At 71.3% G+C, this 23,369-nt stretch carries 22 protein-coding genes and 1 pseudogene; 6 read left to right on the top strand and 17 right to left on the bottom strand.

All coding sequences use genetic code 11. The features are described 5' to 3' along the window. Positions 1-129 precede the first annotated feature (129 nt). Both ACIBK6_RS18760 and ACIBK6_RS18755 read right to left on the bottom strand, forming a co-directional pair. Positions 130-348: pseudogene (locus ACIBK6_RS18760) on the bottom strand (transposase); the annotation flags it as partial. Positions 349-480: 132 nt separating this feature from the next. Further along, the gene (locus ACIBK6_RS18755; protein WP_046930253.1) at positions 481-903 is read right to left on the bottom strand and encodes a MarR family winged helix-turn-helix transcriptional regulator; all 423 of its coding nucleotides are present in this window, start codon (positions 901-903) and stop codon (positions 481-483) included. A gap of 162 nt (positions 904-1,065) precedes the next feature. Between ACIBK6_RS18755 and eno the strand changes: the two genes are divergently transcribed. Continuing rightward, positions 1,066-2,373, top strand: a complete 1,308-nt coding sequence (gene eno, locus ACIBK6_RS18750; RefSeq protein WP_399052369.1) for a phosphopyruvate hydratase — start codon at positions 1,066-1,068, stop codon at positions 2,371-2,373. A 195-nt stretch (positions 2,374-2,568) separates the two neighbouring features. On the opposite strand, the gene ACIBK6_RS18745 is transcribed toward eno, so the two are convergent. Together ACIBK6_RS18745 and ACIBK6_RS18740 are read right to left on the bottom strand one after the other, a co-directional pair. Then, entirely contained in the window at positions 2,569-3,321 is a 753-nt protein-coding gene (locus tag ACIBK6_RS18745; protein ID WP_399052368.1) for a response regulator, read from the bottom strand. Further along, complete coding sequence (locus ACIBK6_RS18740; RefSeq protein WP_399052367.1) at positions 3,318-4,613, bottom strand: sensor histidine kinase; 1,296 nt, start codon at positions 4,611-4,613, stop codon at positions 3,318-3,320. The genes ACIBK6_RS18745 and ACIBK6_RS18740 overlap by 4 nt, the downstream gene beginning before the upstream one ends. 234 nt (positions 4,614-4,847) lie before the next feature. Here ACIBK6_RS18740 and ACIBK6_RS18735 point away from each other — a divergent pair, with 234 nt between their 5' ends. Together ACIBK6_RS18735 and ACIBK6_RS18730 are read left to right on the top strand one after the other, a co-directional pair. Then, the gene (locus ACIBK6_RS18735) at positions 4,848-5,180 is read left to right on the top strand and encodes a DUF4190 domain-containing protein (RefSeq protein ID WP_399052366.1); all 333 of its coding nucleotides are present in this window, start codon (positions 4,848-4,850) and stop codon (positions 5,178-5,180) included. A gap of 42 nt (positions 5,181-5,222) precedes the next feature. Continuing rightward, positions 5,223-6,752 carry an alpha/beta hydrolase gene (locus tag ACIBK6_RS18730; RefSeq protein ID WP_399052365.1) on the top strand — a complete coding sequence of 510 codons (1,530 nt, stop codon included), beginning with the start codon at positions 5,223-5,225 and terminating at the stop codon, positions 6,750-6,752. 20 nt (positions 6,753-6,772) lie between these two features. Here ACIBK6_RS18730 and ACIBK6_RS18725 read toward each other — a convergent pair whose 3' ends face one another. The 7 genes from ACIBK6_RS18725 to ACIBK6_RS18695 all read right to left on the bottom strand — a co-directional run bounded on the left by ACIBK6_RS18725 (position 6,773) and on the right by ACIBK6_RS18695 (position 13,458). Continuing rightward, complete coding sequence (locus tag ACIBK6_RS18725; RefSeq protein ID WP_399052364.1) at positions 6,773-7,360, bottom strand: hypothetical protein; 588 nt, start codon at positions 7,358-7,360, stop codon at positions 6,773-6,775. After that, on the bottom strand, positions 7,360-8,520 hold the full coding sequence (locus ACIBK6_RS18720; RefSeq protein ID WP_399052363.1) for an ROK family glucokinase: 1,161 nt from the start codon (positions 8,518-8,520) through the stop codon (positions 7,360-7,362). The genes ACIBK6_RS18725 and ACIBK6_RS18720 overlap by 1 nt, the downstream gene beginning before the upstream one ends. Before the next feature lie 76 nt (positions 8,521-8,596). Further along, positions 8,597-9,448, bottom strand: coding sequence for an ATP-binding cassette domain-containing protein (locus ACIBK6_RS18715; RefSeq protein WP_399052362.1), 852 nt, complete (start codon positions 9,446-9,448; stop codon positions 8,597-8,599). Continuing rightward, positions 9,445-10,491, bottom strand: coding sequence for an ABC transporter permease (locus ACIBK6_RS18710; protein WP_399052361.1), 1,047 nt, complete (start codon positions 10,489-10,491; stop codon positions 9,445-9,447). Before ACIBK6_RS18710 ends, ACIBK6_RS18715 begins: the two co-directional genes overlap by 4 nt. Next, on the bottom strand, positions 10,488-11,471 hold the full coding sequence (locus ACIBK6_RS18705) for a sugar ABC transporter substrate-binding protein (RefSeq protein ID WP_399052360.1): 984 nt from the start codon (positions 11,469-11,471) through the stop codon (positions 10,488-10,490). Before ACIBK6_RS18705 ends, ACIBK6_RS18710 begins: the two co-directional genes overlap by 4 nt. Before the next feature lie 128 nt (positions 11,472-11,599). Continuing rightward, positions 11,600-12,604 (bottom strand): substrate-binding domain-containing protein, encoded by a 1,005-nt coding sequence (locus ACIBK6_RS18700; protein ID WP_399052359.1) that lies wholly within the window; start codon positions 12,602-12,604, stop codon positions 11,600-11,602. A gap of 134 nt (positions 12,605-12,738) precedes the next feature. Then, on the bottom strand, positions 12,739-13,458 hold the full coding sequence (locus tag ACIBK6_RS18695) for a GntR family transcriptional regulator (protein ID WP_399052510.1): 720 nt from the start codon (positions 13,456-13,458) through the stop codon (positions 12,739-12,741). A gap of 155 nt (positions 13,459-13,613) precedes the next feature. On the opposite strand from ACIBK6_RS18695, the gene ACIBK6_RS18690 reads away from it, so the two are divergent. After that, entirely contained in the window at positions 13,614-14,615 is a 1,002-nt protein-coding gene (locus tag ACIBK6_RS18690; RefSeq protein WP_399052358.1) for a Gfo/Idh/MocA family oxidoreductase, read from the top strand. 44 nt (positions 14,616-14,659) lie between these two features. Here ACIBK6_RS18690 and ACIBK6_RS18685 read toward each other — a convergent pair whose 3' ends face one another. Further along, positions 14,660-15,862 carry a cytochrome P450 gene (locus tag ACIBK6_RS18685; RefSeq protein ID WP_399052357.1) on the bottom strand — a complete coding sequence of 401 codons (1,203 nt, stop codon included), beginning with the start codon at positions 15,860-15,862 and terminating at the stop codon, positions 14,660-14,662. 211 nt (positions 15,863-16,073) lie between these two features. Between ACIBK6_RS18685 and ACIBK6_RS18680 the strand changes: the two genes are divergently transcribed. Then, complete coding sequence (locus ACIBK6_RS18680) at positions 16,074-16,844, top strand: hypothetical protein (protein WP_399052356.1); 771 nt, start codon at positions 16,074-16,076, stop codon at positions 16,842-16,844. Positions 16,845-16,860: 16 nt separating this feature from the next. On the opposite strand, the gene ACIBK6_RS18675 is transcribed toward ACIBK6_RS18680, so the two are convergent. The 3 genes from ACIBK6_RS18675 to ACIBK6_RS18665 all read right to left on the bottom strand — a co-directional run bounded on the left by ACIBK6_RS18675 (position 16,861) and on the right by ACIBK6_RS18665 (position 19,846). Then, a complete protein-coding gene (locus ACIBK6_RS18675) occupies positions 16,861-18,042 on the bottom strand; it encodes a cytochrome P450 (protein ID WP_399052355.1) in 1,182 nt (393 codons plus the stop codon). 138 nt (positions 18,043-18,180) lie between these two features. Beyond that, complete coding sequence (locus ACIBK6_RS18670; protein ID WP_399052509.1) at positions 18,181-19,098, bottom strand: DMT family transporter; 918 nt, start codon at positions 19,096-19,098, stop codon at positions 18,181-18,183. Positions 19,099-19,219: 121 nt separating this feature from the next. Then, a complete protein-coding gene (locus ACIBK6_RS18665; protein WP_399052354.1) occupies positions 19,220-19,846 on the bottom strand; it encodes a dihydrofolate reductase family protein in 627 nt (208 codons plus the stop codon). A 207-nt stretch (positions 19,847-20,053) separates the two neighbouring features. Between ACIBK6_RS18665 and ACIBK6_RS18660 the strand changes: the two genes are divergently transcribed. After that, positions 20,054-20,794, top strand: a complete 741-nt coding sequence (locus ACIBK6_RS18660) for an SDR family NAD(P)-dependent oxidoreductase (protein WP_399052353.1) — start codon at positions 20,054-20,056, stop codon at positions 20,792-20,794. A gap of 116 nt (positions 20,795-20,910) precedes the next feature. Here ACIBK6_RS18660 and alc read toward each other — a convergent pair whose 3' ends face one another. Both alc and allB read right to left on the bottom strand, forming a co-directional pair. Beyond that, positions 20,911-22,023, bottom strand: coding sequence for an allantoicase (gene alc / locus ACIBK6_RS18655; RefSeq protein ID WP_399052352.1), 1,113 nt, complete (start codon positions 22,021-22,023; stop codon positions 20,911-20,913). Between the two features lie 4 nt (positions 22,024-22,027). Then, the gene (allB, locus tag ACIBK6_RS18650; RefSeq protein ID WP_399052351.1) at positions 22,028-23,365 is read right to left on the bottom strand and encodes an allantoinase AllB; all 1,338 of its coding nucleotides are present in this window, start codon (positions 23,363-23,365) and stop codon (positions 22,028-22,030) included. Positions 23,366-23,369 lie beyond the last annotated feature (4 nt).

Here is a 23,369-nt window from a genome sequence, read left to right as displayed (position 1 = left end):
GTTCCTCTGCCCTCTCCGGGGACCCCTGCGCTCCGACCATGATCGAACCTAATGCGGCTCTGGAGCGGCGGCATCATTTGCGGCGTCAAATGGGGGCAGGGGGACGGAGCGGGGCTGTGCCGGGGGCCCTCAGCCGAGTCCGGGGTTGATCAGTCGGCGGAGGTTGAGGGCGGCGGCCCGGGTGTGCAGCCAGGCGTCGTTCTTCAGGACGCCCTGGTAGCGGAGTCTGCGGCTGTGGAGGGTGAGCCAGGCGATGCCGCGCTCGACCGGCGGGAGCCAGCGGCGGCATTCATCCTGCCAGGCCGGGTCGGCAGCGGCCTGATGGCGGGCAGTTGCCTGGGCATCGTGATGCGGGCGACGAGCCGCAGCCGACGCACTCCTCCAGGTTGTCGGGCTGCCTGCTGGAGCGAAGCCGAGGGCATGGGGGGCGCGTGCTGGGCGGGGCGACGGGGCGACGGGCCAGTGTTGCCTGCCGGGGCACTAGCGTGTGGCGAGCCGCTCCAGCAGGGCGGCGCTGCGTGCCAGCAACGCCCGCTCCTCATCCGTGAGTTCGGCCTCGATGGCCTGCGCGAGCCAGCCGACCCTGCGGCCGCGCTCCGCTTCGAGCGCGGCCCGGCCCGCGTCCGACAGCTCGACCAGCGACTTTCGGCCGTCCGTGGGGTGCGCCCGGCGCGTGATCAGGTTCTGTTCCATGAGCAGCCCCACCGCCCGGGCCATCGACTGGGGGCGTACGCGCTGATCGGCGGCGAGGTCGCTGGTGGTCATGGCGCCGTCGCGGTCGAGCGCACCGAGCACGGCGACCTGGCCCAGCGGGATGCGGTCCTCGTGTTTGACGCGCCGGGTGAGCTTGCCCATCGCGGTGCGCAGTTCGGCGGCGATGGCGGCGGCTTCCGAGGTGGGCATAGGGCACTTTACCCCGTTGGTCAGCAAAGCTGTGCACCTGAGCTGCACAGCAGTGCTGTACAGCAAAACTGAGCAGCATTGCTGTATGGTTTGCCTTGTCGGGCCCAGCGCCAGCGTTGTCGCAGCCGGGGCCACGGCATACGACAACGGGAAGGAACTCCCATGTCCGCAAAGGCAGTTGGAACCGTCGAGGTCCCTGTCGAGACCGTCACCGCCCGCCGGATCATCGACAGCCGGGGCAACCCCACGGTCGAGGTCGACGTCGTCCTGGCGGACGGGTCCCTGGGGCGCGCGGCTGTCCCCTCCGGCGCCTCCACCGGCGCCCGGGAGGCCGTGGAACTACGCGACGGAGACTCCAGGCGCTGGCACGGCAAGGGCGTCGACCGCGCGGTGGCCCACGTCAACGGGGAGATCGCGGCGTCCGTGCGCGGCCGGGACGCGGCGGACCAGGCGGGTCTCGACGCCGCGCTGGTCGCCCTCGACGGCACCGCCACGAAGTCTCGGCTCGGCGCCAACGCGATCCTCGGCGTCTCCCTCGCCGCCGCCAAGGCCGCCGCTGCGGCCCACCGCCAGCCCCTCTACCGCTACCTCGGCGGCGCCGACGCCCGCCTCCTGCCGCTGCCGATGATGAACATCGTCAACGGCGGCGCCCACGCCGACAATCCGCTGGATTTCCAGGAGTTCATGATCGCGCCCGTGGGCGCGGACACCTTCGCCGAAGCCGTCCGCATGGGCAGCGAGGTCTTCCACACCCTGCGCCGCGATCTGCTGGCCGCCGGGCACTCCACGGGCGTCGGCGACGAGGGCGGCTTCGCGCCCGCACTGCGTACCGCCGAGGAGGCGCTCGACTTCGTGATGACCGCCATCGAGCGCACCGGCTACCGCCCAGGCACGGACATCGGCCTGGTCATGGACCCGGCGTCGTCGGAGTTCTTCCGCGACGGGGTGTACGACTACGCGGGCGAGGGGGTGCGCCGCACCCCCTCCGAGCACGCCGACTACCTGGCCAAGCTCATCGACGCCTACCCGGTCGTCTCCATCGAGGACCCGATGGCGGAGAACGACCTGGACGGCTGGCGCGAGCTGACCGCCCGCGTCGGCGACCGCTGTCAGCTCACCGGCGACGACGTGTTCTGCACCAACGAGACGCTGCTGCGCGAGGGCATCCGCACCGGCGTCGGCAACTCGGTCCTGGTCAAGGTCAATCAGATCGGGACCCTGACCGAGGCGCTGGCCGCGGTGGCCACGGCCCACCAGGCGGGCTGGACGGCTGTCATGTCGCACCGCTCGGGCGAGACGGAGGACACCACCATCGCGGATCTGGCGGTGGCGACCGGCTGCGGTCAGATCAAGACCGGCTCGCTCTCCCGCTCCGACCGCACGGCGAAGTACAACCAACTGATCCGGATCGAAGAGGAGTTGGGCGACTCGGCGCGCTTCGCGGGCCGCTCCGCACTGCGTCGGGCGTGAACAGCAGGCAGAGGTAGAGACCACGCGGGCCCCCGATCGTGATTCGGGGGCCCGCTCGCATGCCTGGACGATCCTGATGCCCCGGAGTACTCGGCCATTCGGCGGAAATCCCTGAAAGCGGACCCTTTCAGTCCCGTAACCCGCATGACGACACCCGCCGTGGGCCAGATCCCCACGCGAGGGTGGGGGCCCGCGTCAACCGGCGAACCCCGGGACCACCAGACCGGACTCGTATGCGATCACCACCGCGTGGGTCCGGTTCTGCGCGCCGAGCTTGGTCAGCACGTTCCCGACGTGGGTCTTCACCGTCTCCAGGCTCACCGTGAGCGACCGAGCGATCTCCGGGTTGGACAGGCCGGTGGCCATCGACCGCAGCACCTCCTCCTCCCGCCCCGTCAGCGCGGCCTTCGGCAGTGCCTCGGCGGAGCCCAGCGGGCGGGCGGCGACCATCCGGCGCAGTGCCGCCGGGAAGAGGATCGCCTCTCCCGCCGCCACCACCCGCACCGCCTCCGCGATCTGCCGGACCGGCAGCCGCTTGAGCACGAACCCGCTGGCCCCGGCGCTGAGCGCGGCGGTGACGTAGTCGTCGTTCTCGAAGGTGGTGATCACCACGACCTTCGGCGGTTCGGCCGGCCCGGCCAGGAGTTGCCGGGTGGCCTCGATCCCGTTGCGACGCGGCATCCGCACATCCATCAGCACCACGTCCGGCCGCAGCCGCCGCGCCTGCTCGACCGCCTCGACACCGTCGGCCTCCCCGACCACCTCGATCCCCGGCCGTGCCGCGAGCAACGTGCGCAGACCGCTGCGGGTCACCTCGTCGTCGTCCGCGATGAGGAGCGAGACGGAGGCGCCGGTCGTGACGGCTTCGCTCGTGGCAGGGCTTGTCGTGGCGGAGGCGCTCGCACGAGGACCTGTGGTGACGGAGGCGCTCGCGTCAGAGCCGATCATGTCGCCAACCGTACCGGCAGCCTGACCTGCAGTTTCCAGTGCTGCGGCCCGTGCGGGCCGGACTCGATCTCACCGTGCAGCAGGCGTACGCGCTCGGCAAGGCCGGGCAGTCCGTGCCCGGACGTCGGGAACGCACCCGGGCCCGGGCCCGTACTCGCCCCCGCCCCGGTCCGGTTGACCACACGGAGCTCCAGCCCGTCGGGGGCGGCCGCCACCCGGACCTCGATCGGACCGCCCGCCCCGTGCCGCAACGCGTTCGTCAACCCCTCCTGGAGGATCCGGTACGCCGCCCGGGACAGCGTCCCCTGCACCTGCGCCAAGTCGCCCGACAGTTCCGGCTCCACCACCGCGCCCGCATGCCGCAGCCGGTCGAGGAGCTCAGGCAGGTCGGCCAAGGTCCGGGTCGGTGCTGTCCCCGCCTTCTCCTCGCGCAGCACGCCAAGCACGTAGTCCAGGTCCTCCAGCGCGGCCCGGGCCGACTCCTCGATGCTGCGCAGGGCGGCCCGCGCCGCCACCGGGTCGGCGCAGAGCACCTCGCCCGCCACCGCCGCCTGGATCGTGGTCGCCGTCAGCGTGTGCCCGATCGAGTCGTGCAACTCGTGGGCCAGCCGGTTGCGTTCGGCCAGCCGCAGCTCCCGCTCGGCTGCCAGCGCGAGCCGCTCGGCCGACGACGGCCCCAACAGCCTTGGCGCCAGCCACCGCAGAGCGCTCGTCACCACCGCGCACACAGCCGCCGCGAGCAGCACGCAGCCGAGCGCCACCGCCCAGCTGCCCCAGCCGCCCGCCACCCGCACCGACCAGCCGAACAGACTCAGCCCCGCCTCGGAGCGGAGCCAACCCGCCGGGAGGGTCAGGCCCGCGATGAACAGCACGCCGCTCACCAGCGCCCCCGTCCACCCCAACGCCACGTGCAGCAGCAGCCAGATCGGAGCCCGCCAGCGGCCGGCGCCGGATGGCGCGGCGGGCGTCGGCACATCGGGAGTCGACCCGGTGGCGGGTGAGTTCGCTCGCCGACGAGCGGCCATCGGGTCCGGCAACGGCACCCGCAGCAGTCGGCGGGCGGACACGATCAGCAGCAGCCGCGTACTGCGGGCAAGACCGACCGCGCCGATCAGTGCGGCCCAGACCAGCAGACCCAGAACGACCAGCACTCCGTACGGAGCGGATCGCCACACCAGCGTCGGGAGCATCGCGACCGGCAGCAGCGGAAGGCTCGCCAGCGCGCCGCAATAGGCGAACAGCACACCCGAATACGTGGAGCCGCGCAGCAGCGGCCGGAGTCCCCTGATCATGATCGTCCCAGTATGAACGGGCAGTTCACCGGCGGCCTCCCCCGATCGGGGGAGCAACTTCTCCCGCCTTCACGCGATGCGCACCCGAGACCCCGTTGACCATGATCGTGTCCTGCCCGGTTGACGAGAGGACGGCAGATGAACACGCAAGGGACAGCGCCGAGTCGGACGGAATCGGCTTGGGCCACGGAAGCGGACCCGTATCCCCCGTCACGCCAGGGCCCCGGCCACGGCATGCGGCCTCGGGCCGGCACGAACGGCCCGGCCGTCGCCGCCATGGTGCTGGGGGTCACCGGCTTGATCACCTCGGTCGTCTTCGTCGGCGGCCTGCTCGGCGTCATCGGCCTGGTCCTGGGCATCGTGGCGCTGGTGAAGGCCAGGCGGACCGGCGTCGGCCGGGGCATGTCGATCGCCGGGGCGGTGACGTCGTGCATCGCGATCGCGGTGTCCGTCCTGGTCGCCGCGTTCATGGTCTGGTACGCGAACAACACGCAGAAGTGCTACCAGCCCGACAGCTTCCACCAGTACACGCAGTGCGTCCACCAGCAGCTCACCGGCAACAACTGACCGGCGGTCGGCGACCTCTCCACAGCAAGGACGAGCACCATCGTGCACAACAGACGAACGGCATCTCTAGTGGCCGCAGGCGCCGCGGCGACTCTCATTGCGGCGCTGACGCCCGCAACGGGCTTCGCCTCATCTCAGACCACCGCGACCAATGACCCTCTGCGGACGTACGCGCGGCAGAAGCCCGCTTGGCAGCGCTGCGACGCGAACCACCCCGCCACCTATCAGTGTGCGACTCTCAAGGTGCCGCTGGACTACGGCGATCCCGGCGGCAGGGCGATCGACCTGGCGATATCCCGGCTCAGGGCGAGCAGTACGAAGGAACGGCGCGGCGTTCTGCTGCTCAACCCCGGTGGGCCCGGCGGGCCGGGCCTGGACATGCCCGTCGATCCCGTAGTGACATTCCCCGGGGGCGTGAAGAGGCAGTACGACCTCATCGGCTTCGACCCGAGGGGCGTCGGGCAGAGCTCTCCGGTCGGCTGCGGACTGACCGACGGGGAGCAGGACTTGGAGCGCCCGTACCAGGCCGGGACGTTCGCGAAGGATGTGGACTGGGCACGTACGGTGGCCGACAAGTGCCGGGCCACGGCGGGTGACACCCTGCGGTACCTCACCACCCGCGACACCGCCCACGACATGGACGTCATCCGTGCCGTGCTGGGCGAGAAGAAGATCTCCTACCTGGGGTACTCGTACGGCACCTACCTCGGGGCCGTCTATGCGCAGATGTTCCCCCGGCGAACCGACCGGTTCGTGTTGGACTCCGCGGTCGACCCCGCGCGGTACGGGCGGGGCATGTTCCAGGCGGTGGCGCAGAGGACCGAGCCCGCCTTCACACGATGGAGCCGCTGGACCGCCGAGCGGCACACGGCGTACCAACTGGGTGACACCCCGGCCGAGGTCCGCACGACCTTCTGGGATCTCATCGCCCGGGCCGACCGCGAGCCCATCGGCTTCGGCGGGAAGGCCCTCACCGGTGACGGCATCCGCGCCGGGCGTGCCACGTTCTTCCACGTGCGGGCCGCCGCCGAATGGGTCGCCGGGCTGAAGAGGGCGGCCGAGGGCAAGAAGCCGGCCTCGTCCGGGACGGCCGGGCAGGACCCGGGCCCCGTCCCGCCGGCGTCCGCCCGTGACGTTCCCCCGGACAACAACGCCGCGAGCGCCTGGGCTGTTCTCTGCGCCGACACCCGCGCGTCGTGGCCGCGCGACCCCGGGCAGTACCGCCGCGACGCGGTCCGCGACAAGGCGCGGTATCCGCTGTACGGCGATTTCGCGTCCAACATCACGCCGTGTGCCTTCTGGAAGCAGGGCAGCGAGCCCGCGATCACGGTGGACAACAGGGTCAGCGCGCTGATCCTGCAGAACGAGTGGGACCCCGAAACGCCCCTGGCCGGCGGCCGGGCCATGCACCGGGCCTTGCGCGGCTCCCGGATGATCACTGTCGCCGGAGGGGAGGGCCACGGCGTCTACGGGCTCGGCAACGCCTGTGCGGACACGAGCGCCACGGCCTATCTGACGACGGGCGGGCTCCCGGCCAAGGACCTGACCTGCCGGGCACCGCAGGCTTCCTAGCCCGGCCCCCGGCAAGGAGGTCAGGGTGTTGCCGTGGATACGACGAAAACGACTGGCTTGTCCGGGTCGGTCTCGTCGACGGTGATGTTCTGGGTCGGCAGCGGGTCCTTCTGGGCGTGGGTGGTGCCCGCCCAGTCGTGGCCCGCGGGGAAGGTCCAGCCGACCTTCTGGGCGTCCTCGGCGGCGATCGTCGCGTTGCCCGGCTTGAGTGCCGCCGTGCTGGTGCCGCTGTCCTTCATGAACTCGGCGAGGCCCGCCGCGCTCGTCTTGAACTGGACGTACAGCTTGCTGACCTTCCAGCTGTTCGTCTCGTAATAGGCGACGTAGATCGCGTCCGTCGGGACCGGCACACCGTAGATGCGCCGCTGGGTCTTGGATGGCCAGTCGTGCTGGAGGCCGTGCGCCGAGGCCTGCCCCTCTGCGTCGCGGCCGCTGGTGCGGCTCTGCTCGGCGGAGATCGCCAGATAGCCCGCGGGCACGCCGATGAGCAGCACGATGATCACCGCGGTGATCCAGCGCCGCCGGATCATCTGCTGCCGGGTCTCCGGGGGCTTCTCGTCCGGCGGCGGGGACTGGCGCGGCACTGCGGGGCGGTCGGATGGGGTCATCAGTCGGATTCCTGGGTGGTGCGGGTGGTGCCCGTCCTGCGGACGGCTTCGGCGGCCTTGGCGTACCGCTCGACGCGGCGGCGGTTGGCGCGGCGGAAGCGGCGGGCCACCAGCCGCGCGAGGTCGGCGGCGCCGACCATACCCGCCTCGGGGCCGAGCTGCGCCTTGGCGATCCTCGCCTCGGGGCGGTACCCGCGGCCGGTGAGGTGGCGGCGGAAGGCGTCCCGCGCGGGCCCGATCAGCAGGTCGTCGGCGGCGCTGACGCCCCCGCCGATGACGAAGCAGGACGGGTCGAGCGCGGCGGCCAGGTTGGCGATGCCGACGCCCAGCCACTGCCCGATGTCCTGGAGCAGCTCGACGCACATGGCGTCGCCCTCGCGGGCCAGTTCGGTGATGAGCGGCCCGGTGATCTCGGGGATGTTCCCACCGACGCGCTCGATGATGTTGTACGCCACCGGGGAGTCGGCGGTGGCCAGTTCCCGGGCCTCGCGGACCAGGGCGTTGCCGGAGCTGTACTGCTCCCAGCAGCCCCGGTTGCCGCAGGCGCAGCGGTGTCCGCCGGGCACGACCTGCATGTGGCCGAACTCACCGGCGACCCCGTACTTGCCGCGCTTGACCTGCCCGTCCTCCAGGATCGCGCCGCCGATGCCGGTACCGAGCGTGATCATCACCAGGTGGTCCTCGCCGCGTCCGGCGCCGAAGCGCCATTCCGCCCAGGCGGCCGTGTTGGCGTCGTTGTCGACCATCACGGGGACCGCGAGGCGGGCCTGGAGGGCGTCGCGCAGCGGCTCGTTGCGCCAGGCGAGGTGCGGGGCGAACAGGATGGTGCTGCGGTCGGCGTCGACCCAGCCGGCCGCGCCGATGCCGACGGCGTGCACGTCGTGCCGGTCGGAGAGGTCGAGGACGAGCTCGGTGATGGTGTCCTCGACGACCTTGGGGCTTTTGGACTTGTCCGGGGTCTCCGTGCGGAGCTTCTCCAGGATGTTGCCGTCCGCGTCCACGACACCGGCCATCACCTTCGTCCCGCCGATGTCGATGCCGACGGTGGGGACCCGGGGGGCCGTGAGGTGTGAGCGGCGTTCCCGGGTGCCTACGGTGCGCAGCACGGTGGCCCGGGCGGAACCCCGGTGGGCTAGGGCGAAGTCGCGGTACGTGGTCATCAAGCCCGATTCTGCCACCCCGCCGGAACGCGGACCTCGCGCGGAGGGGCCGCCCCGGTGCCCCGGGGCGGCCGGCTCACTCGCTGTCGGACGGGCCGCCGGGCTCGCCGGGCCCGGTGGCGCGCTGGAGTTCGTGGCTGAGTTCGTCGAGTTCGCTGCCGCCCGCCATCTGGCGGGTGAGTTCGTCCAGGGTGATGCCGGTGCGCAGATGGCTGCCGGTCATCGTGCCGCGCTTGAGGAGTACGAAGCGGTCCCCGACGAGGTAGGCGTGGTGGGGGTTGTGCGTGATCAGGACCACGCCGAGACCGGCGTTCCGGGCGGCCGCCACATATTTGAGGACCACCCCGGACTGCTTCACGCCGAGCGCGGCGGTCGGCTCGTCCAGCACCAGCACCTTCGCGCCGAAGTAGACGGCGCGGGCGATGGCCACGCACTGGCGCTCGCCACCGGACAGCGTGCCGATCGGCTGGTCCACATCCCGCAGGTCGATGCCCATCCGCAGGAGTTCGGCGCGGGTGGTGGCACGCATCTTCTCGACGTCGAGCCGCTTGAAGGGGCCCTTGCCCCTGGTCGGCTCGGAGCCGAGGAAGAAGTTCCGCCACACCGGCATCAGCGGAACCACCGCCAAGTCCTGGTAGACCGTCGCGATACCGCGGTCCAACGCCTCGCGGGGATTGCTCAGCGCGACGTCCTCGCCCTCGATACGGAACGCCCCCGCGTCATGCTGGTGCAGCCCCGCGATGATCTTGATAAGGGTGGACTTCCCGGCCCCGTTGTCCCCAAGTACGCAGGTGATCTCCCCGGCATGGACCTCCAGGGACACCCCTTCCAGGGCGCGGATGTTGCCGTAGTACTTACTGACGTCGTCCAGCTCCACCAGAGCGGTCTTCACGTCGTCGGTCATGTCGTCACTCACGTCGCCGGTCATGCCGTCGCCTCCGCCCGCTTGCGCACCCACGCGTTCAGCAGCGTCGCCAGCAGGAGCATCGCCCCGAGGAAGAACTTGAACCAGTCCGGGTTCCACTCCGCATACACGATGCCCTTGCTCGTCATCCCGAAGATGAACGCCCCCACGGCGGACCCGATCGCCGAACCGTAGCCACCCGTGATCAGACACCCCCCGATCACCGCCGCGATGATGTAGATCAGCTCATTGCCGACCCCCTCACCGGACTGCACCACATCGAACGAGAACAACAGATGCTGCCCCGACACCCACGCAGCGAACGCGACCCCCATATACAGGCCGATCTTCGTCCTGAACACCGGGACACCCACCGCGCGGGCCGCGTCCGCCTCACCGCCCACCGCGAAGATCCAGTTCCCGAACCGGGTCCGCAGCAGCACCCATGTCGCCACCGCCACCAGAGCCAGCCACCACAAGATGGTCACCTTCAGATCCACCGAACCGACCGTCAGCTGGGAGGCGAACAGCTTCTTCGCCGAGTCGAACCCGTCCATGTCCGCGATCGACTTCGTGGACACCGTCCCGCTGACCAGCTTCGTGAAGCCCAGGTTCAGGCCCGTCAGCATCAGGAACGTACCCAGCGTGATGATGAAGCTCGGCAGCTTCGTACGCGTCAGCATGAACCCGTTGAACGCGCCGACGGCCAGGGTGACCAGAAGAGAAACCCCCACTCCCACCCACACGTTCGCCGTCATCTGATAGCTGACCATCGATGAGACGAGAGCAGATGTCGTCACCAGGACACCCGCCGACAGATCGAACTCACCACCGATCATCAGCAGCGCCACCGGCACCGCCATGATCCCGATCGTCGACGCCGCGTACAGCACGGTCGACAGACTGGAGGGCTGAAGGAAGCTGCCGGCCACGACCGAGAAGAACAGGAAGACGGCCCCCGCACCGACCACCGAACCCAGCTCCGGACGGCCCATCACCTTCCGCCACACCGAACGGCGCAACAACCGCTCGTCCTCAGCGATATCCGTCGTATCTGCCGCGGTCATCGCGTCCCCCGCTCCGTGTAGGCCTTCAGCTGGGTGGCCTGGTCCTTCGTGATGATCTGCGGCCCGGTCAGCACCGGAAGCCCGCCGCCGAGCACGTCGCCGTTGTACTTGTACAGCCACAGCAGGTCCACGGCCTCGTACCCCTGGAGGTAGGGCTGCTGATCGACGGCGAAGCCGAGTGTCCCGGCCTCCAGGGCCGTGGCGACCTTGGCGTTCAGGTCGAAGGTGTCGATCTCGGCCGAGCTGCCGGCCGACTGCCTGGCCTTGTACGCCGTGTCCGCGAAGGGCGCGCCCAGCGTGACCACGGAGTCGATGGCCGGGTCGGCCTGGAGCTTGGCCTCGACGGAGGACTGCACGTCCGGCATGTTGGTGCCGGTGACGTAGAGGTTCTGGAGCTCGCCCTTGAACGTCTTCTTGGTCCCCGCGCAGCGCTGCTCGTGTCCGACATTGCCCTGCTCGTGCAGGACGCAGAGCGCCTTCTTCTTGCCGCGTTTGTTGAGCTCCTCGCCGACGGCCTCGCCCGCGATGGTCTCGTCCTGGCCGATGTGCGTGAGCGCGCCGAACTCCTTGGACTTCTCCGAGCCCGAGTTCACGGTGATCACCGGGATGCCGGCCTTCTCGGCCTTGGTGACGACGTCCTTCAGGGCGTCCGGCTTCGCGAGCGTGACGATGATGCCGTCGACCTTCTGGTCGATGGCGGCCTGCACGAACTGCGCCTGCTGCTGCCCCTGGTCGCTGTGCGAGTACAGGAAGTCGATGTTGTCCTTGACGGCGGCCTGCTTGGCGCCGTTCTGGACGATGTCCCAGAAGGTGTCGCCGTCGCCCGAGTGGGTGATCATGGCGATCTTCCAGCGGGGCGTGTTCACCGCGGCCTTCCCTTGGGCCTGCGCGGACTTCCGCGCGTCCTCGGCACGCTTGCCGCCCGTGCTGCTGCACCCCGCCAAGGAGGCTCCGAGCACCGCTGCCAGCACCGCGCCCATGACGCGTACCCCTGTCCCAACCCTTGCCACGACGCCGTGCCCTTCCTGCTGTACCACCGGGTGCCTCCGAGGCTGGTTCAGACCTGCCCCGGCCGCCCAAGTATGGGTCACGCGAGGTCGGCGGGGGATCATCGGGTGCCGCGGGCGGTGTACTTCTCCAGCGCCGGCACGTCCTTCTCGGTGACGATCGCGGGCCCCGTCAGGACCGGCTTCCCGCCCCCGATCACATCGCCGTTGGTCCTGTTCAGCCACAGCTCGTCCACCGCCAAGTACCCCTGGAGATAGGGCTGTTGATCCACCGCGAAGCCGATCTGCTTCGCCTTGAACTGGCTGACCACAGCCGCGTTGAGATCGAACGTGTCGATCTCCGCCGAGCTGCCCGCATCCCCCTTCGCCTTCACCGCGGCCGCCGCCACCGGCGCGCCGAGCGTCACCACCGCGTCGATGTCCTTCGCCGACTGGAGCTTCGCCTCGATCGACGACGTCGACGCCGGCGTGTTCGTACCGTCCACATTCAGGTTCTCGACACTGCCCCCGAAGGTCTTCCGCACCCCCGCACAGCGCTGCTCAAGCGACACATTGCCCTGCTCATGGATGACACAGAGCACCTTCTTCTTCGCCCGGTGGGTCAGCTCCTCACCCACCGCCTCCCCCGCCACACCCTCGTCCTGACCGATATGACCCAACGCGCCCAGCGCCTTCGAGGCATCGGCACCAGAATTGATCGTCACCACCGGTATGCCCGCGCCGACGGCCTTCTTCACGACATCCTTCAGCGCCTCCGGCTTGGCCAGCGTGACCACCAGCCCGTCGACCTTCTGATCGATGGCCGCCTGCACCAACTGCGCCTGCTGCTGCCCCTGATCACTGTGCGAGTACAGGAAGTCCACGTTGTCCTTCGCCGCCGCCTGCTTCGCACCGCTCTGCACGATGTCCCAGAACGTGTCGCCCTCACCGGAATGCGTCACCATCGCGATCTTCAGACGCGGCGTGCTCACCGCCCTGCCACCGCTCGCCGACCCGGAACCCTTGTCCTCCGAGCCCTTACCACCCGAGCTACTGCAACCGCCGACCATGAGTGCCAGTGCGGCGACGGCCACGGCCGCCGTGGTCGCCGTGCGGGGTGTGCGCATGCGTTCCGCCTTCTGTCCCGGCCGCCCGGTTGCGGCACGTGAGTTCTAGCGGCGGTTCGGCCACACGGTCAATACTTTGTCCGAACATTCTTACTCAATGCGTCCTCACCGCCCGGCAGCGGGCGGCGCACCCCTCAAGGGCGTACGAGCAGCTGGAACTCGAAGGAGTACCGCGAGGCCCGGTAGATGTGCGAGCCGAACTCGACCACCCGGCCCGTGTCGTCGAAGGTGGTGCGCTGCATGGTCAGCAGCGGCGCGCCCACGGCCTCGGTGAGCAGCTCGGCCTCCAGTGCGGTGGCCGCCCGCGCGCCCACGGTCTGCCGGGCGCTGTGCAGCGTGATGCCCGCGCCGCGCATCAGCCGGTAGAGCCCCGTGCCCTCCAGGTACTCGGTGTCCAGCGGGAGCAGCCCGGCCGGCAGGTGGTTGCGCAGCCGCGCCATGGGCTCGCCGTGCGCGTACCGCAGCCGCTCCAGCAGGTGTACGTCGCTGCCCTGGGGTACGCCGAGGGCGGCGGCGACCTCGGCGGTGGCCGGCTCGAAGGTGTTGCGCAGCACCGTGGTGGCGGGCTTCTGGCCGGCCGCCTCCAGGTCGTCGTACAGGCTGCTCAGTTCGAGCGGGCGCTTGACCTGGCTGTGCACGACCTGGGTCCCGACGCCACGGCGGCGGACCAGGAGGCCCTTGTCGACCAGCGCCTGGATGGCCTGGCGGACGGTGGGGCGGGACAGGCCGAGCCGGTTGGCCAGGTCGATCTCGTTGCCGAGGAGGCTGCCGGGCGTGAGGGTGCCCTTCTCGATGGCCGCCTCCAACTGCTGCGAGAGCTGGAAGTAGAGCGGGACCGGGCTGGTGCGGTCCACGCTGAGCTGGAGCGGCTTCGGGAAGTCCACCACTGGTCTGGGCTGCTTGGGCACGGAGCGAGCGTAGTGCGCCGGGGATGTTGACGGGAAGTCGTGAAGTTCGATTGTCAGGACAAACGCTTGACATGACGACGGTCCCCGGCCACGGTGTGCCCATGCGAATCGGACTGATCGGGACGGGACGGATCGGCGCCTTCCACGCGGGAGTGCTCGCCCGCCATCCACAGGTCGAGCAGCTGGTGGTCGCGGACGCCGATGCCGCGCGGGCGGCCGAGGTCGCCGCGCTGACCGGCGCGACGGCCGCGGCCACGGTGGCGGAGGCCCTCTCCGGGGTCGACGCGGTGGTGATCGCCTCGGCGACCGCCGCGCACGCCGAGCACATCGCGGCCGCCGCCCGCGCCGGACTGCCCGCCTTCTGCGAGAAACCGGTGGCCCTGGACGTGCCGGGCACCCTCGGAGCGCTGCGCGCGGTCGAGGCGGCGGGCACCGAGCTCCAGCTCGGCTTCATGCGCCGCTTCGACGCGGGCTATGCGCGCGCCCGCGAACTCGTACGCTCGGGACGGCTCGGCCGGCTGCACACCCTGCGGGCCGTCACCTCCGACCCCGCGCCGCCGCCCGCCGCGTATCTGCCGCTCTCCGGCGGGCTCTACCGCGACTGCCTGGTCCACGACTTCGACATCGTGCGCTGGGTCACCGGCCGCGAGGTGACCGAGGTGTACGCGACGGGCTCCGACGCCGGGCCCGCGATGTTCCGCGCGGCCGGCGACATCGACACCGCGGCCGCGATCCTCACCCTGGACGACGGCACCCTGGCGACGGCCACGGCCACCCGCTGCAACGGCGCGGGCTACGACGTACGCCTCGAACTGGCCGGGGAGAGCGACCAGTTCGCGGTCGGCCTGGACGACCGCACCCCGCTCACCTCGACCGAGCCCCAGGGCCCGCCCCGCCCCGACAAGCCGTGGACCGGCTTCCTGGAACGCTTCGCCCCCGCGTACGAGGCCGAACTCGACGCCTTCGTCCGGCTCGTACGAGGTGAGGTGCCGAACCCCTGCGACGGCCGGGACGCCCTGCAGGCACTGCGCATCGCCGAGGCGTGCGAGGTGTCGCGCCGGGAGCGGCGGGTGGTGAGGCTGGCAGAGGTCCCGGCGGGCTGAGAGCCTGTGTCCCAACCCGGGCGGGTTGAGACACAGGCTCTGAGCTACCAGCGCACGGGCAGCGTCTCCGGACCGCGTACCAGCATGCCGCTGCGCCACTGGATGGCCGCCGGGTGGATGTCGAGCGCCAGGTCCGGGCAGCGGTCGAGCAGGGTGCGGACCGCGATCCGGGCTTCGAGGCGGGCCAGCGGGGCGCCCAGGCAGTAGTGGATGCCGTGGCCGAAGGCGACGTGGCCCCGGGCGTCGCGCCGGATGTCGAAGCGGTGCGGGGCCTCGAAGCGCGCCGGGTCGCGGTTGGCGTCGGCCATCGCGACGAGGACCAGCTGGCCGCCGCCGGGGATGACGGTGCCGCCGATCTCGACGGGCTCCTTGGTGAAGCGGTACGTGGGGGTCTCGACCGGGCCGTCGTAGCGCAGCATCTCCTCGACCGCGTTGTCGATGAGCCCGTCGAAGTCCGCGCGCAGGGCGGCCAGTTGCTCGGGGTGGCTGAGGAGCGCGAGCATGCCGTTGGAGATGAGGTTGACCGTGGTCTCGTGGCCCGCGACCAGGAGCAGCCAGGCCATGCCGAGGAGTTCGGCCCCCGAGAGGCGGTCCCCGCCCTCCTCGTCGGCGGCCTGGATCAGCGCGCTGATCAGGTCGTCGCCGGGGTTGCGGCGCTTCTCGGCGAGCAGGTTCGTCAGATACTCGTTGATCGCCTTCGCGGCGGCCAGCCGGTCTTCGAGGACGGGCGCCGAGACGGAGATGTTGGACCACTGGCGGAAGCTGTCCTGGTCCAGGGCGGGCACGCCGATGAGTTCGCAGATCACGGTGATCGGCAGCGGGAACGAGAGCGCCTCGACCAGATCGGCCCTGCGGTCCGGCGCCGCCAGCATGGCGTCGAGGAAGCCGCCCGTCATCTCCTGGATGCGCGGGGCGAGTTGCTCGATCCGGCGGGGTGTGAACTCCCGGGTGACCAGCTTGCGCAGCCGGGTGTGGGCGGGTCCGTCGGAGCTGAGCATGGTGGCGCCGGAGGCGACCTGCTTCACGCCGAGGTCGGGAGAGGCGTTGCGCCACTCCTTGGACAGCCGGTCGTCGGCGAGGGTGGCCCGACCGGCCTCGTACCCGACGACGAGCCAGGCGTCGGAGCCCTCGGGCATCCGGATGCGGTGCACGGGGCCCTGGGCCCGCAGCCCGGCGTAGACCGGGTAGGGGTCACGCGTGAAGTCCTCGCCCAGTGCGACGAGATCGACTATGGCATCGCTGGTCAACTCGGGTCCTTTCAGGACGGTTCGGCGGATACGGCGGACAGTACGGCGACCCGGGCGACCGCGCGCGGCTTTTCCACGCCGTCCACAGCCCCGTACGCGCCCACGGCGATCAGCTCCCCCATGCCGTCCACCCCCCTCCCGTGATCGGGCTCACCCTAACTCTCCAGTAGCTTGAGAGGCTTCTACCCTGGTCGCAGCGAGGGGAGGCAGGGTGCTGAAGCGTTGGTGGTTCATGGCGGCGCTGCGCCCCGCCGTGCCCGCGCAGCGGTCGCGGGAGATGTCGAAGGAGGCGCAGCAGCGGATCCTGGACGAGTGGGCGACGGCCCGCGAGCGGCTCGACCGGCTGGTGTCGGCCCGGGTGACGACGGTCGGCGACGTACTGCGGACGGCCGAACTGCCGCTGGGTGAACCCCTCGTGGCGCCGTCCGGCGCCGACCCCCTCGCCCAGGGTGACTGCACCTGGGCGTTCGATGCCTTCCAGGCGGCGGGCAAGCTGCTCGACGAGGCGGCGGATCTGCCGGATCTCGCGGCCGCGGCGGTCCTCGCCGACCGCGCGCTCGAACGGTTCGCGGCGGTGCACGCGCGGGCGGCCGGACAGCCCGTGCCCAGGCCCGCCCAGCGGTGTTTCTACAACCCGCTGCACACGGCGGCCGAGGACGCCCACTCCCCCGTGCGCAAACAGCACCGCCGGCAAGCCAGGCGGCGTACCGGACCGCGGGAGGCGGCGGCCGACCGGCGGCCGGCCTGCCCGTCCTGCCGCAAGGCGATCCTGGCCGGCCAGACGCCGGACGTGCTGCCCGCGTTGGTGCCGGTGAAGCTGTCCCGGTTGCGGACGGCCCGGGTGCTCGTGCCGTACTACTCGGTGCCCCAGCAGTGGTCGCTGTGGTCGGTCTGCGCGTGCGGGGCGTACGGGGACGAGTGGCCCTCGCTGGTGCTGCGCGGCGAGCACCGCAAGCGGGCGGCGGCCGCGCGCAAGGCGTGAGTCAGGGGCCCCTGGGTCACCAGCGCACCGGCAGATGGCGGACGCCCCGGATGAGCATGCCGGGCAGCCATTCCAACTGGTCTGCCTTCGTTGCCAGTTGGAGGTCGGGGGCGCGTTCGAGGAGGGTGCGGATCGCGATCCGGCCCTCCATGCGGGCGAGCGGGGCGCCGAGGCAGAAGTGGATGCCGTGGCCGAAGGCGAGATGGCCCTGCCCGGCGCGCCGGATGTCGAAGCGGTCCGGGTCGGGGTAGCGGTCCGGGTCGCGGCCGGCCGCGGCGAGGGCGACCAGGACGGGGGCGCCCGCCGGGATGAGGGCGTCGCCGACGAGGACGGGTTCGCGGGCGAAGCGGAAGGTGGCGGTCTCGACGGGGCCTTCGTAACGGAGCATTTCCTCGACGGCTCCGTCGAGGAGGCCGTCGAAGTCGGCGCGCAGGGCGGCCAGTTGCCCGGGGTGGCCGAGCAGGGTCCGTACGCCGTTGGAGATCAGGTTGACGGTCGTCTCGTGGCCCGCGACGAGCAGCAGGAAGGCCATGCCGATGAGCTCGTCCTGCGACAGCTGGTCGCCGTCCTCGTGCCGGGCCCGGATCAGGGCGCTCAGCAGGTCGTCGGCGGGGCGGGTGCAGCGTTTGTCCTCGATGAGCTCGACCAGGTACTCGCCGATCTCGCGCACCGCGGTGTTGTCGTGCACGGTGGGCGCGACCGCTTCGTTGGACAGGACCCGGAAGGCCTCCTGGTCCAGGTCGGGTACGCCGAGGAGTTCGCAGATCACCGTCATCGGCAGCGGGAAGGCGAGCGAGTCGACCAGGTCGGCGGTACGGCCGGGGGCGGCCAGCATGGTGACGACGAGCTGGTCGGTGATCTCCTGCACGCGGGGGCGCAGTGCCTCGATGCGGCGCGGCGTGAACTCCCGCGCCACCAGTTTGCGCAGCCGGGTGTGCTGCGGCGGGTCGGTCTCCAGCATGTTGGCGCTGACGGGCAGTTCGACGTAGTCCGCTTCGGCGATGGCCCGCCAGTCCTTGGAGAGGCGGGGGTCGGCGAGCGCGGCCCGCGCCTCCTCGTGGCCGACGATCAGCCAGACGTCGGCTCCGGCCGGGGTGCGGACCAGATGCGCGGGTCCCGCGGCACGCAGTTTCGCGTAGACCGGGTGCGGATCGGCGTTGAACTCCTCGGCGTGCTCGCTCAGATCGATGACAGGCATGGCCTCGCCCTCTGCTCGGTTCGCTTCAGCCTACGTCGCCGGCGGGCCGGTCGAGCAGAGACCGTGGACGCGGGGGCGGTGTCCCGAAGGCCGACGCGGCGACCGGGCCGCCCTGCGCGGGCTCGGCCCGCGTGGTGGTCAGGCCCCGCTCGCCCGGCGCCCCAGGGCCGTGCCCGACAGGACTAGGACGGCGCCCAACAGGCCCAGTACGCCCAGGCGTTCGCCGCCCAGCGCGATGCCGACCGCCGCCGCCCAGAGCGGTTCGGTGCCGAGGAGGAGGCTGACGCGGGACGGTGAGGTGCGGCGGACCGCCCACATCTGTACGAAGAACGCGAACAGGGTGCAGAAGACCGACAGGAACAGAAGGCCGGTCCACTCCCGGACACCGAAGCCGGCGGCCACCGTCCAGGGCGCGGGCCCCGTGCCGGGGACGGCGGCGAGCACCGCGAACACCGCGACGGCGCCGCCCAGTTGGACGGTAGTCAGGGGCAGCGAGTCGGCGTTCTGGACCGCCTCGACGCGAGCCATGAGCAGGACGTGCGCGGTACGGGCGAGTGCGGCGAGCAGCATCAGGAGGTCGCCCGCCGAGGGTGCGGTGAAGCCGCCGCCCTGGGTCAGCAGGACCACGCCCGCCATCGAGAGCGCCGCCGCGCCGAGGAAGGCGCGCGGCGGCCGGACCCGGGTGACGGCCGCCTCGGCGAGCGGGGTGAAGATCATGGTGAGGCTGATGATGAGCCCGGCGTTGGTCGCCGAGGTGTGCACGACGCCGTACGTCTCCAGGAGGAAGATCCCGCTGAGGACGAGGCCGAGCAGCCCGGCGCCGCGCCACTGGGCGGCGGTCAGCGCCCGCAGCCCGCGCCGTCCGGCCACCGCGAGGACCGGCAGGACGAGCGCGAAGCGCAGCACCAGGACGCCGGTCACGGTCTGGGCGGTGGTGATGTCCTTCGCGGCGAGGTAGCTGGCGCCCCAGAAGACGGCCACCAGGAGGACCGGCAGATCGGTGAGCCAGGCGCGGCGCGGGGCGAGTCCTGCGGAGGGTACGGCGATCGACGACACGGGCCCGGTCTCCAAGTGGCGTGGCAGTGTGGAGACTTCAGCGGCTCGCACGGGGAACGATCACCGTACCCGGAGGGGACCGGGCCGGGAAAGGCCGTTTCACCGCTCGGGCGCGGAGGGGTCACTGGTCCAGTTCGAAGCTCCCGTGCCGGGGCCGGCCTGCCGGGCGGTAGCTGTTGACGGCGACGCCGGTGCTGGTCGTGCGGGAGTCGGCCAGCTCGAAGGAGGTGGGCAGACCGCCTTCGGCGAACAGCCGCCGCCCCTGGCCGAGGACGACGGGGAAGGTCCACAGCCGGTACTCGTCGATGAGCTCGTGCCGCATCAGGAACTGGGCGAGGACGGCGCTGCCGTGCACCTGGAGCTCGCCGCCCGGCCGGTCCTTGAGCGCCCGGATCTCCTTGACCACGCCGTCCTCGTCGCCGCCGATGACGGTGGTGTGCTGCCACTCGGGGTTCTTCAGGGTGTTGGAGACGACGTACTTGGGGAGCCCGTTCAGCCGGCTCGTGACCGGGTCGTCCGGGTCGGTGATGCGCGGCCAGTGCCCGGAGAAGATGTCGTACGTGCGCCGGCCGAGCAGGAACGCGTCCGCGAGGGAGATCCACTCGGCGACGTACTGCCCCAGGTTCTCGTCCGCGAACGGGACCAGCCAGCCGCCGTGCTCGAAGACCCCGCTGCGGTCCTCGGAGGGGCCGCCGGGTGCCTGGACGACACCGTCGAGGGTGAGGAACGAGGTGATGGTGAGCTTCATGGCCTGATCCTTTCGCCGGGTCCGGATCCGGCGTGCTCACGCCACGCCGGTCACCTACTGAGACCCGGCGCTCCCCGCGAACTCATCGCCGCCCTGCGCCTTCTTCCGCCACCCGGGCCTCGGTGTCCGATCCCCGCCAGCGCGAGGGTTCGGTGACGGCTTTGCTTGAACCCGCAACCACTAATGGCCCACGGGGAAGGACCCATCATGAACACGCTCAACGGCAAGAAGGCCCTGGTCACGGGCGGCAGCCGGGGTATCGGGGCGGCGATCGCGCTGCGGCTCGCCCAGGAAGGCGCCGATGTCGCCGTCACGTACGTCCAGGGCGAGGAGGCGGCCCGGGAGGTCGTCGCGAAGATCGAGTCGATGGGGCGGCGCGGGGTCGCGCTGCGCGCGGACCTGGCACGGGCGGACGATGCGGTGTCGTCTGTCGAGCGTGCGGCACAGGCCCTCGGCGGCCTCGACGTCCTCGTCAACAACGCGGGCGTCGGGGTGCTCGGCCCGCTCGGCGACATCTCCGTCACCGATGTCGACCGGGTGCTCGCGGTGAACGTACGCGCCGCCTTCCTCGCCTCCCAGGCCGCGGCGGCCCGTATGCCGCACGGCGGCCGGATCGTCACGATCGGCAGCTGCATGGCCCAGCGGGTGCCCGGGCCCGGCGGCACGCTGTACGCGCTGAGCAAGGCGGCGCTCATCGGGCTCACGAAGGCGCTGGCGCGGGAGCTGGGGGATCGCGGCATCAACGCCACCCTGGTGCACCCGGGCCCCATCGACACCGACATGAACCCGGCGGACGGGCCGTCCGCGGCGGCCCAGAGCGCGATGACGTCGGTCGGGCGGTACGGGGCGGTGGAGGAGGTCGCGTCGATGGTGGCGTTCCTCGCCGGGGCGGAGGCGTCGTATGTGACGGGGACGGAGCTGGCGGTGGACGGGGGGTACGCGGCGTAGCGCCTCCGACGGGGTGGGGAAACAACAACGCGAGGCACCCCGATGCTGTCGGGTCGGGGTGCCTCGCGTCGGCGGGCGGGTGTCGTGCCGCCCTGTCTTGAAGGGAGTCGGGAGGCTCAGCCGCCCAGTTCCTGGTGGCGGGCGGTCAGCCGCGCCGCACCCTCGGCCGTGAGCGAGCCGAAGAGCCGCAGGCGCGAGATGCCGCCGTCGGGGAAGATGTCGATGCGGACGCGCTCGGCAACCGCGGGCGCGTCCAGCACGAAGCGGTGGTTCGTGTCGGGCTGGAGGCGCGTACGGGGCAGCACCTCGGCCCAGTCGCCCGACGCGTCGGAGACCGAAAGCGCCGCCCAGCCCGCCGAGTTGCCCTTGAGGTACGCCGTGTCGATCTCGATCGCGCGGATCTCCGACTGGGCCACCAGCTGATACCGGATCCAGTCGTTGCCCTTGTCGCGGCGGCGCCGGGTCTCCCAGCCGTCGTCCATCTTGCGGGAGCGGCCCGGCTGGATGGTGTTGGTGGCGGGCGAGTAGAAGCGGTCGGAGGCGTCCTCGACCTGGCCGCCGTTCTCCAGGGCCACGAGGTCGAAGGTGCCGAGGACGGCCAGCCACTGCGGGTCGGGGGCCACCTCGCCGTACACCCGCAGGCGCGCCACACCGCCGTCCGGGTGCTGGTTGAGCCGCAGGTGCGTGAAGCGCTGCTCCACGTCCACCGCGAAGCCGTTGGCCGCGTGCCCGCCAACTGCCGTACGGGGTACGAGAGTTACCCACTTCACATCGCCTGCGAGGAGGTCCTCGGGGGACGGGGAGCCCGGCACCGAGGCCGCCTCGACCGACACCGCCTGCGGGTAGTTGCCGCGGAAGTGCGCGGTGTCCACGACGATGCCGCGGATGACACCCGGCGCACCGAGGCGGATGAGGGCCCAGTCGTGGTCCTCGTCGGTGGGGTGCGGCCGGTCGGCGGAGACACCGCGGCGGCGCCGGGTCTCCCAGCCGTCCATGATCTTGCCCTTGTGCCCGAAGTGCTCGGGGTCGAACTCGGCGGCCTCGGGCTTGAGCAGGTTCTCGCGCTCGGCGAAGAACTCGTCGTTCGCGGCGATCACGCCCGCGCCGAGGCGCCGGTCGGCGAGGTCGGCGTACTGGGTGAAGCCGAAGTCCGCGGTGCGGTAGTCGGCGTACGGGTCGCCGCCGCCGTACGGGCTGGCGTCACCGGTGAAGGAAGGCGGGGTGCTCACGGTGTCAGTTGTTCCTTTCGAGCAGGCGGCCGGTGGGCTCGGCGATGACGCCGTCGTGCTGGATGCGCTCGCCGCGCAGCCAGGTCGACTTGACGACACCGTGCAGCGTCTTGCCGGCGTAGGCGGTCACGCGGTTGCGGTGCTGGAGTTCGGCCGGGTCCACGGTGAAGGTCTCGTCGGGGGCGAGCACCGCGAAGTCGGCGTCGCGGCCCGCCTCGATGGCGCCCTTCTGGGTCAGTCCGACGAGGTTCGCGGTCGCCGTCGACATCCAGCGGACCACGTCCTCCAGGGTGTGGCCGCGCTTCTTGGCCTCGGTCCAGATCGCGGGCAGGCTGAGCTGGAGTCCGGAGATGCCGCCCCAGGCCGTCGCGAAGTCGGCGGTCTTCAGGTCGGCGGTGGACGGCGAGTGGTCGGTGACGACGCAGTCGATGGTGCCGTCGGCCAGCGCCGCCCACAGCAGGTCCTGGTTGGCGGCCTCGCGGATGGGCGGGCAGCACTTGAACTCGCTTGCGCCGTCCGGGACTTCCTCGGCCGTCAGCGTGAGGTAGTGCGGGCAGGTCTCGACGGTGAGCTTGACGCCCTCGCGCTTGGCCGCCGCGATCAGCGGCAGCGCGTCCGAGGACGACAGGTGCAGGATGTGGACGCGGGCGCCGATCCGCTTGGCCGCGGCGATCAGGCCCTCGATCGCGGTGTTCTCCGAGACCCGGGGGCGGGAGGCGAGGAAGTCCGCGTAGTGCGGGCCCGGCTGCTGCGGGGCGGCCGCCAGCTCGTGCGGGTCCTCTGCGTGCACGATCAGCAGGCCGCCGAACCCGGCGATCTCGGCCAGCGACCGGTCGAGCTGCTCCTGGTCCAGCTCGGGGAACTCGTCCACGCCGGACGGCGAGAGGAACGCCTTGAAGCCGAAGACCCCGGCCTCGTGCAGGGGCTTGAGGTGCTTGACGTTGTCGGGCAGCGCGCCGCCCCAGAAGCCGGTGTCGATGTGCGCCTTGCTCGCGGCGACCTCCCGCTTGATCCGCAGGTTGTCGACCGTGGTGGTCGGCGGCAGCGAGTTGAGCGGCATGTCCACGAGGGTGGTGATGCCTCCGGCGGCCGCCGCGCGGGTGGCTGTCCAGAAGCCCTCCCACTCGGTGCGGCCGGGGTCGTTCACGTGCACGTGGGTGTCGACGATGCCGGGCAGCAGCACGTCGTCACCGAAGTCCTCCAGGCGTGCGCCGGCCGGGACCTCGGCCTCGTACGGCAGTACGTCCGCGATCTTCCCGGCGGCGACGGCGACCGTCGCCGGGCGCGTCCCCTCGGGGGTGATGACGCGCGTCGAGCGCAGTACCAGGTTGACGTCGGACACCCGA

This window comes from Streptomyces sp. NPDC050485 (genome assembly GCF_044458185.1).
Classification (GTDB): Bacteria; Actinomycetota; Actinomycetes; order Streptomycetales; family Streptomycetaceae; genus Streptomyces.
This window is presented reverse-complemented; position numbering and strand designations above follow the sequence as displayed.